At 63.0% G+C, this 13,357-nt stretch carries 10 protein-coding genes, 1 tRNA gene and 3 pseudogenes; 3 read left to right on the top strand and 11 right to left on the bottom strand.

The annotated features are described in order from the left end of the window. Positions 1–38: 38 nt before the first annotated feature. The gene (locus Sa4125_RS06000) at positions 39–941 is read right to left on the bottom strand and encodes a D-alanyl-D-alanine carboxypeptidase family protein (protein WP_224004773.1); all 903 of its coding nucleotides are present in this window, start codon (positions 939–941) and stop codon (positions 39–41) included. Positions 942–1,454: 513 nt separating this feature from the next. Between Sa4125_RS06000 and Sa4125_RS05995 the strand changes: the two genes are divergently transcribed. Further along, positions 1,455–1,531, top strand: a tRNA-Met gene (locus Sa4125_RS05995). 576 nt (positions 1,532–2,107) lie between these two features. On the opposite strand, the pseudogene Sa4125_RS05990 reads toward Sa4125_RS05995, so the two are convergent. The 9 genes and pseudogenes from Sa4125_RS05990 to Sa4125_RS05950 all read right to left on the bottom strand — a co-directional run. Continuing rightward, positions 2,108–2,602 (bottom strand): annotated as a pseudogene (locus Sa4125_RS05990) (transposase); the annotation flags it as partial. Between the two features lie 143 nt (positions 2,603–2,745). Then, entirely contained in the window at positions 2,746–3,540 is a 795-nt protein-coding gene (locus tag Sa4125_RS05985; protein ID WP_224004770.1) for an ABC transporter permease, read from the bottom strand. Between the two features lie 13 nt (positions 3,541–3,553). Then, positions 3,554–4,426 (bottom strand): ABC transporter permease, encoded by an 873-nt coding sequence (locus Sa4125_RS05980; protein ID WP_224004767.1) that lies wholly within the window; start codon positions 4,424–4,426, stop codon positions 3,554–3,556. Beyond that, positions 4,423–5,514 carry an ABC transporter ATP-binding protein gene (locus tag Sa4125_RS05975; RefSeq protein ID WP_224004764.1) on the bottom strand — a complete coding sequence of 364 codons (1,092 nt, stop codon included), beginning with the start codon at positions 5,512–5,514 and terminating at the stop codon, positions 4,423–4,425. The genes Sa4125_RS05980 and Sa4125_RS05975 overlap by 4 nt, the downstream gene beginning before the upstream one ends. Before the next feature lie 108 nt (positions 5,515–5,622). Beyond that, on the bottom strand, positions 5,623–6,663 hold the full coding sequence (locus Sa4125_RS05970) for an ABC transporter substrate-binding protein (protein WP_224004762.1): 1,041 nt from the start codon (positions 6,661–6,663) through the stop codon (positions 5,623–5,625). Between the two features lie 70 nt (positions 6,664–6,733). Continuing rightward, positions 6,734–7,399, bottom strand: a complete 666-nt coding sequence (locus tag Sa4125_RS05965; RefSeq protein ID WP_224004759.1) for an RraA family protein — start codon at positions 7,397–7,399, stop codon at positions 6,734–6,736. A 17-nt stretch (positions 7,400–7,416) separates the two neighbouring features. Then, complete coding sequence (locus Sa4125_RS05960) at positions 7,417–8,220, bottom strand: carbon-nitrogen hydrolase family protein (RefSeq protein ID WP_224004756.1); 804 nt, start codon at positions 8,218–8,220, stop codon at positions 7,417–7,419. Between the two features lie 123 nt (positions 8,221–8,343). Beyond that, a complete protein-coding gene (locus Sa4125_RS05955; protein ID WP_224004753.1) occupies positions 8,344–9,252 on the bottom strand; it encodes a LysR family transcriptional regulator in 909 nt (302 codons plus the stop codon). Between the two features lie 161 nt (positions 9,253–9,413). Then, a pseudogene (locus tag Sa4125_RS05950) lies at positions 9,414–10,160 on the bottom strand (IS481 family transposase); the annotation flags it as partial. Between Sa4125_RS05950 and Sa4125_RS05945 the strand changes: the two are divergent. Then, a complete protein-coding gene (locus Sa4125_RS05945; RefSeq protein ID WP_224004750.1) occupies positions 10,137–10,418 on the top strand; it encodes a transposase in 282 nt (93 codons plus the stop codon). The pseudogene Sa4125_RS05950 and the gene Sa4125_RS05945 sit on opposite strands and share 24 nt — an antisense overlap. Before the next feature lie 82 nt (positions 10,419–10,500). On the opposite strand, the gene Sa4125_RS05940 is transcribed toward Sa4125_RS05945, so the two are convergent. Further along, positions 10,501–12,444, bottom strand: a complete 1,944-nt coding sequence (locus tag Sa4125_RS05940) for a methyl-accepting chemotaxis protein (protein ID WP_224004748.1) — start codon at positions 12,442–12,444, stop codon at positions 10,501–10,503. Between the two features lie 343 nt (positions 12,445–12,787). On the opposite strand from Sa4125_RS05940, the pseudogene Sa4125_RS05935 reads away from it, so the two are divergent. After that, a pseudogene (locus tag Sa4125_RS05935) lies at positions 12,788–13,300 on the top strand (IS481 family transposase); the annotation flags it as partial. Positions 13,301–13,357: the final 57 nt, after the last annotated feature.

The following is a 13,357-nucleotide window of genomic DNA, read 5'->3' as shown; positions in this document are numbered from 1 at the left end:
GTCTGCCCTCGGCCGAGGCCGCGGCAGCCGAAGCGTCGTCAGCCCAGGCTCTTGCCGCAGGCGAATTTCCGCAAGTCCATTGCCCGCACCGGAAAGGGCCGGAAAAACGCCTTGAGGTCGCCGGAGGCCCGCGAGGCGCCGGAGAAGCCACTTTCGAGAAGCGCCGCCGCGTTTTCGCCGCGCGCCTTGCCCGAGGGCGCGCCCAGAACGACGGCCATCAGCTCGCGCCCGCCGCGATGGGCCGTCGCCACGAGGTTGAAGCCGGCGGCGCAGACATAGCCGGTCTTCATCCCGTCGATGCCGGGATACTTGCCCATCAGCGGATTGGTGTTCTTCATCTTCCGGCCGGAGACGGTGACGCTGGGCGTCGAGAACAGGTCGAGATGACGCGGATGCGCGCGCCGGATCGCCATGGCGAGGATCGCCATGTCGCGGGCCGTCGTCACCTGGCGCTCGTCGTGCAGGCCGTTGGCATTGACGAAATAGGTTGCGTCCATGTTGAGACGGACGGCCTCGGCATTCATCGCCTGGACGAACACCGCCTCCGAGCCGCCGCCGAGCGTCTCGGCGATGGCGACGGCGACGTCGTTCGTGGAGCGCACCAGCATGACGCGCAGCGCGTCGCCAAGCGTCAGCGTGTCGCCGACGGGCAGGCCGAGCTTGGACGGCGGCTGCGCCGCGGCATGCGCCGTCATGACCACCGGGGTGGAGAAGCTGGCGCGCCCCCCTGCGACCGCCCGCAGCGCCAGATGCGCCGTCATCATCTTCGTCAGCGACGCCGGATGCCAGGACTGGCTGGCGTCTTTGGAATAGAGGACCGCGCCCGTCTGCGCATCGACGAGTAGGAGCGGCGCCGCCAGGACCGGGGCCGGGGCGAGGAGAGCGGCAAGGCAGAGGACGGCGGCCGCACGGCGACGGCGCTTCGGGACATTTCGGTTCACGGCAATCCTCAAATCGGGCCCGGCGCCGGCGGGAATCTCTCGGCCTGCCACAAGGGTCGGGCAAGCCAATCCTCGGCCGCGTGACGGTCGGGAACGACGCCGGCGCGGCGCAGTGCATCACCTTCTGCCACCGATGCCGTCCCTCGCAAGCCAGCAACCGCGTTCCGCCTGCCGCAATCGCATTCTTCTCCTCGAACGTGACGCCCCGGCCACAGCACGGCACCACACGCCGGCCACAGCATCGCGCCCCGCCTGGCCCCAGAAAACGCGTTTCCTCCGCCGCCGGTCCGCGACGGCTTTTTCGGTTCCGCCCTGCATGCCGCCCTCCTGCAGGCCACACCTGCCGGGGCACCAGCGACGCCTGCCCCGCGCAGCCTCGCATGCCCATGCGCGCTTTTACGCCCGGGATTGATCCCGCCTTCCCCCGCGCCGATCCCTCCCCAACCGGCTTGACAGCCCCGGCCACCGACTTCTATATCCGCCGGGCTTCGACGCACTCTTTCGTCGTCACGGGGCGGGGTAGCTCAGTTGGTTAGAGCAGCGGAATCATAATCCGCGTGTCGGGGGTTCAAGTCCCTCTCCCGCTACCATTTAACTTTCTGTATTTCCTAATATAATGGTGCTGGCGTTTTGCCTTGAATGGCGGCCATTTTGCTCGAGGCGTAAACCCGTGCCAAGTTCGTGCCACTGATCGTTTTGCGGGTCTATGAACGATTGTCTCTTCGGTTGGATAGGCAAGTGCGGGATTCGCTGCCTCACAATCCACGTTACATCTCTGCCAAGGCAGTGAAGGGGAAAACTCGATCGAGCCGAACGCTGCTTGTTCAGTTACTGGGCGCATTCGCGGATAGCTGGCCGTCCGCGAACCTGAAGAGTTTCGGGCGCCGCGAGGCGTACGAAAGTCACCGAAGAACGAACCTGCGGGATGCCGGCCGGTGGTTTATAGGATTTTTGTCTAACGGTGGTGCATCGGCAAGAGGCGGTTGCCGCCGGACGATTTGGAATGGCGATCGTGCTCTTGCCGTTCTGGAAGTGGCGGCGACGCTGTGAGGGGTGAGGAAGCGACGCGGGAAATCCGGCTGACGTCTCGCCCGCCCTTGGGACGCGCGTCATAATCTCCCGAAGCGCCGTGTCTTCGGCCGATGGCGGTGCCGTACCATGCCGGTTCATGCCGAGCACTCCCGGCTTGAGGTTGGTGGCGGTGGCGGTCCTCGCGGCTGTCGCCAGCGCAGGAGGATGCCCATGACGCTCATGGTGCCGCCGCAGCATGGACAGGTCGGGCGGTAGGCGGGTGGTTCGGAGATGTCTGTCTCCTCGGCGGCGGAGGGAGGCATGGTGGGCGCGCAGAGCAGCATGCGGATGCGATCGAGGCCGGCCTTGCGGTCAGGTCCCATCAGGAACCCGTACCGCCGGATGCGGTGGAAGCCGCGGGGCAGAACGTGGAGGAGGAAGCGGTGGATGAACTCGCCGGCCTCCAGCGTCAGGGTGCGATGGCGGGCGGCGCCGTCCTGGTGGTAGTCTTTGACGCGGAAGGTGACGCTGGCCCCGTCGAAGCCGGCATTGCGGCGTGAGGAGATGGCGACGCGGTGGGTGTAGCGCCACAGGTAGGCGAGAACGGCCTCGGGCCCCGCGAAGGGCGGCTTTGCGTAGACGATAGCGTCGCCAGATGCTTTAGGCAGACGCTGGCACCGAGTCGCGGCGCGTTTCGACGATCAGCGGACCCGGATGCTCTACGAAACCGACCCCCAACGCTTCAACGCGGTTTCGGATATCTCCCATCCGATTGTCCGCCGCTGCCGCTCCCTCACTTCACGAACGCCTTGGTGAGACCGACGGAACGATCAACGACCAGAACGACGACGAGGGTCAGGACGATCAAAAGCACCGAGATCGATGCCACCAACGGGTCGGCGTTGGACTCCACATGCTGGTACATGGCGACCGGTAGCGTTGTGATTCGCGGGCCGGTGACGAAAAGCGAGATCACCGCCTCGTCGAACGAGACCAGGAAAGCCAATGCGCAGGTCGCGACGATTCCCGGCGTCATCATCCGAAGTGTCACGCGGCGGAACACGGTGAAGGGCGAAGCACCAAGGGAGGCGGCAGCCTCCTCCACCATGATCGGTAGACCGGCGATCGAGGTTACCAGCACGCGCAGCGCGTAAGGCAGCACGATCACCAGATGGGCGATGACAAGGCCGGTGAACGTGCCGAGCATGCCCTTCGCGGCAAAAAGGATCAGGATCGCCAGGCCGAGGACGATGGTCGGCAGAAGAAGCGGCGCGGTAAAGATCGCCAGCAGGGTCTCCGAGCCCGGCATCCGCAGTCGCACGATGGCGTAGGACGCAGGGAGCGCGATGAGGAGCGCCAGCAAGGTCACGATGACCGCCAGCAGTGTGCTCGTGCCCAGCGCGGTGATCATCCGGCTGTTCTCGAAGAAGGCGACGTACCATTTCAGGCTCCAGCCGGACGGTGGAAAGTTCATGTAGTTGTCGGCCGAGAAGGAAATCGGCACCACGAGGATCACCGGCGCCAGCAGGAAGGCGAACATCGCGAAGGCGATCGCCTTCAAGGCAGGCGAGGCAGGGCGGTCTTCCATGGGTAAAGTCCTTTCAACCGGCCGTCCGCAGAAGGCGGGAATAGACGACGAGCGCGGTGCCGAAGATTGCCAGCACGATCATCGAGAGCGTGGCAGCCAGCGGCCAGTTGAGGGTCACGATCGCCTGGTCGTAAATCTCGGTGGCAAGCAAGAAGACACGTCCGCCTCCCAGGAGCTTCGGCGTGATGAACGAGGACACTGCCAGCACGAAGCACAGCAGGCACCCCAGCGCGATGCCGGGCATGGTGAGGGGGATGACGACGCGCCAGAGCACCCGGATCGGCGAGGCACCAAGCGTCTCGGCCGCCTCCTCCACGCGGGGATCCAGCCGGCCGAAACCAGCCATAAGTGCGAGGATCATGTAGGGCATCAGAATTTCGGTCAGGCCGATCGTGACGCCGATCTTGTTGAACATCAGCCGCAAGCTGCCAATGCCCACCGAGGCGAGCACATTGTTGATCAACCCGTCTTCGGCGAGGATCGCGATCCAGCCGTAGGTGCGCACCACCGCCGAGGTGAGAAGCGGGGAAATGACGAGAACCAGGAGCACCGTGCGCCACCGACCGCTCGAGCGGTGGAGATAAAGCGCAATGGGATAGGAGCAGAGGAGAGTGAGAACGGTGATGGTGAAGCTGGTCGAGACGCTTTCCCAAACCAGCTCGAGGTAGAAGACGTCGGTGAGAGTCGATGTCCAGTTGGCGAAAGTGTAGGCCTCGCCGAGTCCTCCGCCCGACAGCGCCTCGCGGAACGACAGGACCAGCAGATCGAGCATCGGGACCAGGAAGGCGAAACCGTTCACCAGCGCTATCGGCGCGAGGAGCGCGAAAGCCAGACCATAGGCCGATCGGCGGCGCGATCCGGCGTCGGGATCTGAGGTGGCGCTCATCGCGCCACCTCAAAGACGAGCGTGTCGGCCACCCGCCACGACAGTTCGACGGCAGTTCCGCCCGCAAGGTGCGCGTCATGACTGGTGGTGGCGCGCTCGACGACGAAGTTCTGCCCTGCCACGTCAACTTCGTATTGCAGGACGTCGCCCGAGTACGAAGCCCGCCGAACCGTGCCGGGAAGTCGATTGCGGGGCTCGGAACCGAGGGTGGCATCCGCGCCGCCTTCGGGGAGCATGGCGATCCGATGGGGGCGGACCATCACTTCAACCGCTCCGGAATGGCGGGTCGGCGATGCCAGGGTCACATCGCCGACATCGATCCGGTCTCCCGACGCCTGGCCGAGAAGCCGCGTGGCGCGGCCAACGAAGGAAGCGACGAAGGGCGTTGCCGGCCGCTCGTAGAGATCGTGCGGGGTTCCGAGCTGCTCGAGACGGCCGCCATTCAGCACCGCGACCTTGTCGCACATCGACAGCGCCTCGACCTGGTCGTGGGTCACAAAGATCGCGGTGATGCCGAGGCGTTTCTGGATCTCTCGGATCTCGGTCCGCATCTCGTCGCGCAGCTTGGCGTCGAGGTTGGACAGTGGTTCATCGAACAGGAGGATCGAGGGCTGAACCACCAAGGCACGGGCAAGGGCCACACGCTGTTGCTGGCCGCCCGAAAGCTGGCTCGGACGCCGGTCCTCGCGGCCCTCCAGTTGCACCAGAGCGATCGCCTCCCGGGCGCGTCGCTCGGCTTCGGCGGCCGAGATCTTCCGCATTTCCAGCCCGAACATGACGTTCTTGAGGACGGTCATATGGGGAAACAGGGCATAGGACTGGAACACCAGCCCGATATCCCTCTGGTAGGCTGGCAGGTGGGTCACGTCCCGCCCACCGATGGAGATCGTTCCTGAGCTGATGGGCGTCAGGCCCGCGATCATGCGTAGCGACGTAGACTTGCCGCAGCCCGATGGGCCGAGAAACGCGATCAGATCTCCCTTGGCCACATCGAGGTCGATGTTGTCGACGGCCACGAGCTTGTCGTATCGCTTGGTCAGACCCCTGAGGCTCAAGTGACCGGTTCGGCTGGGTGTCTGCGTCGTCATGGCTCTCGGCCTCCTCGGTTCGCCGGGTGGTTCGTCCGATGGCAGGCCTGCGCCCGGCCGCCCCTCTGGGGTCCAGCTATGGCGTAAGCCTTGCCGGGCGCTGGTTGATCAGCGGCTCAGCGGAATGACCTTGCGCCTCCACTCGTTGGTGATCTTGTCGCGCACCGAGGCGAGCGCGACCCAGTCGAGCGGGATCGTCTTGTCCATCGAACTTGCCACGGTCCGCTCCATCGCTTCGGGCGCGATCACGGCCTTGGTGTTCGTGGGCGCGTAGTACATGGCCTCGGTGAAAGCCTTCTGGGCTTCGGGGCTCAGGGCATAGTCGACGAAGGTGTGCGCTGCGTCCCCGCCGGGCCTGTTCTTGACCAGGTTGATCGTGTTGATCTGAAGGATGGTTCCCTCCTGCGGCAGCGACACCGCGAGGCGTCCGTTCGACGTCTCCGCATTGACCTGCCCACGGGCGTTCCAGCCGACGCCCAAAGAGATCTGGCCGTTCGCGATCGCAGGATAGACCTCGGGCTTGGGCTCCCAGGTCTGCACGTTCGGCGCGATCGCTTTCATCGCCTCGATGCCTTTTTCGATATTCGCGATGGGGTCCGTACCGCCGTTCATATGGTCGAGCACGACCGTAAGGCCGACGCCCACCAGGTCCGGGGCACCGAGCAGGCCGACCTTGCCCTCGTAGGCCGGATCGGAGAGCACACTCCAGGTTGTAGGAGCGGTCGGTACGGCCTCGGTGTTGGACAGGAGCACCAGATTGTCGAAGGTCACCGCAACGCCCGCGACGTTTTCGAACCGCGCGTTCGGATAGAGGTCGGCGACATGGCCGGACACCTTTTCGTCGATCTTGTCGAAAAGGCCTTCGTCCGTTCCCGTCTTGGCGACCGACATGTCCATGATCGTGACATCGGCCTGTGGCGCCGCCTTCTGCGCCCGGAGTGTGCCAAGCATCTGGGCCGAACCCTGAAGCGGGAAGTACTCGACCTTGATGTCCGGGTGCGCCGCCAGGAACGGCTCGACCACGGCCTTGGTATAGCGTTCCTGGAAGAGACCGCTGTAGGCGACGATCGTGACCGTGCCCTCGGCGAGTGCCGGCTGGACCACTGTGCCGGTCAGCAAGGCGGTCCCTAGGATGGTGAGCATCTTCATTTGCAGTCTCCTTGAAAGGTCCGCTTTGGACTAAGGAACGTCAGATCGTGGTCGAGCCTGGCAGAGCACTTCAGGCGACGAGCTTTGCCTCTACGAGGGCGGTCGCACCGGAAATGTCCGGCAGTTTCTCGCCGGCCCGCAGGCGCCCGAGAAGCACGATCTCGGCCTCCTGCATCTTGATCGCGCGTTCGGCGATCGCCCGCGCTTCGGAGGGACGGAGCACGACGACGCCGCTCTCATCGCATAGAACCGCGTCGCCCGGATGCACCGTCTGCCCACCGACGCTGATCGGAACGTTCAGGGCGCCCTCCAAGCCGAGGATCTTGGTGGTGATCGGCGACGGCCCACGGCACCACATCGGCATATCGACCTTCGCGAACTCGGAGAAGTCCGTGGCGGGTCCGTCGATGACCCCGGCCTTCACGCCGCCGATCTTCATCGCATGGGTGATGACGCCGCCCCAGCATGCATGGCGAACATCGCCGCACCGCTCAATCAGGACGATGTCGCCGGGGCGAACCATGCTGGTGAGGTAATGGAGGAGGGTCGAGTCCGCGTTGGGGATTCGCAGGGTGACCGCCGTCCCCGCCACGCGCTTTTCAGGCAGGACGGCGCGGATCGTCGGATCGACAAAGCCCGAGTGAAGGACGTGGCCGATCGTTGCGACCTCGACACGCTCCAGGAGCTCCACGAGCTCGGCATCGATCTGCGTCGACATAGGTTGAACGTTGAACATTGAGAAGGCCGTTCCTGTCAGAGGACGTGATGGTCGGCGACGGGCACGTTGGCTCGCACGGTGGCGGTGTAGTCGAAGTTCAGTGCCGCGCTGGTAGTGCCGACGCCGTCCGAGCACTGCGCCACGACATGCCCCCAGGGGTCGATCACCATCGAGTGGCCCCAGCAGGCCTTGCGGCCGTCGGCATGCGTCCCGGTCTGCCCGACTGCGAGGAAATAGGTTTGGGTCTCGATCGCCCTGGCACGGGCAAGCGTCTCCCAGTGGTCCTTGCCGGTCATCAAGGTGAACGCGGCGGGCAGGACGATGACGTCCGCGCCCCGGTCGCGCAGGGCGCGGAAGAGTTCTGGAAAGCGGATGTCGTAGCAGATCGCGCAACCGACGGTGATGTCGCCGACCTTGTAGGTCACGACTTGCTCGCCGCGGCCGACCGAGTCGGACTCGCGGTAGCTGATGCCGTTTGGCGTATCCACGTCGAAAAGGTGCATCTTGCGATAGCGTGCGATCTCGGCGCCGTCGGGTCCGAACACGAGCGTCGTGTTGTAGTGCTGATTGCCTTCCCGCTCGACGATGGAGCCGGCGTGCAAGGTGATTTCCAGACGCCGAGCGAGATCCGCGAGAGCCGTGTAGATCGGGCCACCCGGGAAAACCTCCCCGCTGCCGTGCATATTTTTCGCACCCTCTCCGAGATAGGCAAAGTATTCTGGAAGTACGACAAGGCTGGGGGAATCGGCGGCGACGGCTTTTTCCACCAAAGACACTGCGGTTTCGATGTTTCCCGCGAGATCACCCTGCGAGTTCATCTGTATCAGTGAAACTTTCATTACTGCGCTCCTTCGCTATCCACCTATAGAAGCGCGGACAGCGTGAGACAGCAAACGAGAAAATTCTATGGAAGTCGACAAGAAAAGCTTATGGATTAAGCATAGTGCAGTGCAGCATATATTTTAGGCATATCCTTCGGCGCCGCTGGAAACCGTTTCTGCGACGATCTCCAGGGCCATGTCGGTGACCACCCGCGCCAGCATGTTGTCGCCGCGGTCCTGATGCACCACGTGGAACGTCAGCGACGGAACGGCCGGGTCGATCTCAAGGATCCGAACCCCGCCTGCTTTCACGAGATCCTGCACCAGCACAAGCGGCAGTGCCCCGATTCCGACCCCAGCCTCCACAAGGCGGGTCATGATCGCGAGAGAATTGGAGTTGTAGATCCGGAACTCCTCCAGCCCGGCTTCGGAGAGTAATTTGAGGAGAGCGCGGTGTGGCTGCGAGCCGGTCGAAAAGGTCAGCAGGGGATAGGCGCCGAGGTCCGCCAGCTCGATTCGCCCCCCGCCGAGATCCAGGGCCGTCGACGCAGCCCAGCACGAGGTGTAGGTGCAGAGTTCGGTGCACCGAATATCCGGGGCATTGACGGGACCCATGATGATGCCAAGATCGACGCGGCCTTCCTGAATCTGCTGCGCAATATTCAAGCTCGTATCTATATTGAGATCGAGGCCGACACTTGGATAGCGAGCCTGCATCCGCCGTATCAGCTCCGGCAGCCAGGAATAGGCGATCGTGTCCGACGACCCGATCCGCACGGTCCCCTTCAGCGATTCCCGGCTGCTGATCGACTCACGGAACTCTGCCGTCAGCCGTACGATCTCCCCGGCCTGCTCGACGGCCCGACGTCCGTCAGGAGTGAGGCGGACGGACCGCAGCTCACGGTCAAAGAGGCGAACCCCGAGATCCCGCTCCAGCGTCGCAATACGATTGGATACCGATGCCTGCGTCGTATTGAGTTGCTCGGCAGCACCAGAGAAACTGCTCAGCTTGGCAACCCACCAGAAGGTCTCGAGGAATGTGGTGTTCAATTATCCGACCTTCAGTTCGCTCCGTTTTGAACGGCTGGCCGCCGATGCGCCGACGGCGCCGCTCGCCGAGCAGTGGTTTCTACTCAAGAGGAGACCCTACAGGCAAATGCTTCGACGGGACTGGACGGAGTGGCGTATCCCGTGACGTTGCCCCGAATTTTTATCCAATCGTAAGTTCGCTCCCGGCTGTTTTGCTGTGAATGATCGTCGTAGTGGAAGCGCTTGACGGTCGCGTCCTTGATCGTCCGGTTCATCCGTTCGACCTGCCCGTTGGTCCAAGGATGCTTCACCTTGGTCAAGCGATGCTCGATGCCGTTTTCATCGCAGACGCGATCAAAGATGTGATGGAAGGCATATCGGTCACAGGCCCGGTTGGTGAACTGAATGCCGTTATCGGTGAGCACCGTATGGATGGCATAGGGCATCGCCGCGATCAGATCGCGCAGGAACTGGGCTGCGACCATTTTGGTGGCTTTTGGATGAAGCTCGACGAAGGCGAACTTGGAGGTTCGGTCAATCGCTACAAAGAGACAAAGCTTGCCCTCGACGGTTTGCACCTCGGCAATGTCGATGTGAAAATAGCCGATCGGATAGCTCTTGAACTTATTCTTGATCGGCTTGTCGCCGTCGACCTCGGGCAGTCGCGAGATCTCATGACGCTGGAGACAGCGTTGCAATGACGAGCGCGTCAGATGCGGGATCGTCGGCTGGAGCGCGTAGAGGCAATCATCGAGCGGCAGCAGCGTATGACGCCGGAAGGCAACAATGACGGCCTCCTCATCGATCGACAGCACCGTGGATCTCGGCTCGGCCGGGCCTGTCTTGCGGTCGGCGGTCGACGTCCGCTTCTTCTACTTCGCGACAGTCTTCTGGTTGATGCCGTAGTGGCTGGCCAGCGCCCTCAGAGCTACGATGCCGACGCCATCCGGGAGGAGTTGGCAAAGGTCGAAATCGAGGCCGTCATCCCGGCCAAACGTAACCGCAAGCACCCCGCGCCGCACGACGCCGAGAAATACAGGTGGCGAAACCTGATCGAGCGGCTGTTCAACAAGCTCAAGAACTGGCGGCGCGTTGCCACCAGATATGCCAAGGCCAGGGAGTCCTATCTCGGCTTCGTCGCCATCGCAGCTGTCAAACTCTGGATACCCTTTGTCCACGAAGCCTAATAAGGCATACAACGTTTTAGGCCGGCAGCCTCTTCTTTCTGCCGGCCACCACCGCAGTTCGGCCTCAATTCGAGGGGAGCTGTCAGAACTCCTCCCACCCGTCCGGAGCGGGCGCGGCGCTGGTGGTCGTCCGCATCTGGGCTACGGGAGCACGCGAAGGCTTGGCAGCAGGGCGCGCTACAGAGCGCGGTGCCTTTGTGGCAGAGCCGCGGCTACTGCCGACACTGGTGCGGAAGGTCGCAACCATCGCCGCCAGAGCGTCGGTTTCGTCCGAGAGTGTTTGCGCCGCCGCCGTCGCCTCTTCAACCATGGCCGCGTTCTGTTGCGTGACCTTGTCCATCTGGTCGGCCGCGCCCGATACCTCGCGCAGGCTCACGGCCTGCTCCTTGGCGCTGCGGGCGATCTCGCTGACCACTTGCGACATCTCACCGACCTGCGCGACGATCTCGCCGAGCGACTTGCCAGAGGCGGTCACCAGTTCGACGCCCGCGCCGACCTGCTTCGACGAGGTCGAGATCAGGGTTTTGATCTGCTTGGCAGCTTCCGCCGAGCGCTGGGCGAGCCCGCGCACTTCCTGCGCCACCACAGCAAAGCCTCGCCCCGCCTCGCCGGCGCGCGCCGCCTCGACCCCGGCATTCAGCGCCAAAAGGTTGGTCTGAAAGGCGATCTCGTCGATGACGCCGATGATTTTGCCGATCTCCTCGGACGAGTTCTCGATCTCGCTCATCGCCGCGACGGCGCGGGCGACGATCTCGCCGCCCTTCTCCGCATTCTTCTGGGCAGCCGTGGCGCCGACCTGGGCGCGTGCCGCGCCCTCGGCGGTCTGGTTGACTCCGGTGGTTACTTCCGAGAGCGCCGCGACGGTCTGTTCGAGGCTCGCCGCCTGCTGCTCCGTGCGCTGGGCGAGATCGCTGGAGGCGACCGAGATCTCGGCAAGCCCGGTCCGCAGCGTTGCGATGCCGCCGACCACCGCGCCGACGGCCTGCTCCAGCTTGCCGACGCTGTCGTTGAACTTTGCCCGGATCGGTTCGAATTCCGGCGCCACGGCCTTTTCCATTCGCACCGTCAGGTCGCCGTCCGACAGTGCGTCGAAGCCTTCCTCGACCAGATGCACGAAGGTTCTGAGATCCTCTTCCTTGGATTGGTCGATTGCCGTCTGGCGGTCGCGCTGGCTTTCCTGTGCCCGGCTTGCCGCTGCTGCCTCGACCTCCAGCCGTTTCTTTTCATTGGCGGCGTCCTTGAACACCTGGACGGTCTTGGCCATGGCCCCGACTTCGTCCTTGCGCTCGAGACCTGGGATATCGTTCGACATTTCTCCCCGCGCCAAAGCTTCCATGCGTTCGCGCAGCCGACCAATCGGCACGGCGATTCCACGCGAGGCGACAAAAAGCCCGATGAGCATCGCCAAGGCAACTGCCAGGCCCTGTGCGATCGCGCCGGAAATGATCGTCGATGACGTTCTGCTTTGCAGTTCCGCCGTGCCGTCCGCCATGATGCCGATCAATTGGTCGTTGCCGGCTGTGAACTGCGGCAAGAGGGCAATCGCCTGTGTGCTGACCGCGCGGATCGCCCGGTCGGCGTCCTGTCGCCTGAATTCCCGTGCCGCCGTAAACGCGATCGCCGCCTCCCGATCGATATTGATGACCTCCGCAAGGATGGCTGAGACAGGCTCCGCCCGAACCGGCACTAGTCCTGCGACCGTCGTCAGGCGCTCGCGCAACTGAGCAAGGTTTTTGTCGTAGCGTTTGGCAATAGCGTCGAAATCGGCAGACGCCGGATCGTGCTCGATCATCAGTCGGAGTTGCAGCGCCAGTTGCAAAAGATTGACTGTCGACCGTGCATTCAACGTCGCAGATAGACTTTCATGCGATATAAAATTTGAATAACGCTGATCGGTCTTGGCAAATTGTACGCTCACATAGGCCAAGCCGATGAGAGAGATGACACCAAGAAGGGCCACGACGGAAATGATCTTGAATTTAATACTGATATTTGATAATAATGCCATAATAAAATCTTTCGCCATTTTTTATTTTGGATCTTGACCGACGCTAAGAAAATTTACTCGGGGCAATCGGCGACACAGCAATCCGCACCAGAGCGCGTTGGCCGAAGAATGGCCCCAAACCCTTAATTTGGAGAGAATTGCTGCTCCCTACAAAACCTGCGTCTCCATAAGCCTGACGCGTCCTACAATCATTCAAAGGCAACTCCCGTCGCCTCCGCGCGAACGATGCGGTGCGTCCTCGGTGGGTCGCGTCCCCACACGTGGTGTAGCTCGGCGGTAGCGCCGCCGATCTCGTCCGCGCCTTTGATTGCGCTGTAGGACGAGATTGGCGACGCGGTGGTCACCAGCGGTTTCCGGCTAGAAGGCGTCGGTCGCGGAACTTTCAAGGCGCTACGGGATCAACGAGAAGACAGTGAGGAAGTGGCGATCTCGGCCCAGCGCCGAGGATGCGGCCATGGGTCCGAAGGAGCGCAGAAGCACCGTTTTGTCGGCTCTGGAAGAAGCCGCCATCGTTTCTCTTCGCGTCCAGGCGCGCCTGCCGCTGGACGACGTCTTCATCGCCTTGAAGGACGTCATCCCACACCTGTCCCGATCGAGCCTTCACCGTTGCCTGCAACGGCACGGCATCTCTCGGCTGCCTAAGTCCGATCAGGAAAAACCCAAACGCTTCAAGGCCTATGAGATAGGCTACTTCCACATCGACATCGCGGAACTGCGTTATGAAGGCGGAAAGTCCTTCCTCTTCCTGGCGGTGGACCGGACGTCAAAAATCGTGTTCGCCAGAATTTACCGCAAAGCGACGAAACTCGTGGCCGCCGGCTTCCTAAAGGCTCTGGTGAAGACCGTGCCTTATCGGATCCACACGGTAGTGTCCGCGCTCGTGGTGGAAATTCCGACATTGAAAGGTGTGGCTGAGGCGGTCACCGGATAG

It is taken from the genome of Aureimonas sp. SA4125 (assembly GCF_019973775.1).
Classification (GTDB): Bacteria; Pseudomonadota; Alphaproteobacteria; order Rhizobiales; family Rhizobiaceae; genus Plantimonas.
This window is presented reverse-complemented; position numbering and strand designations above follow the sequence as displayed.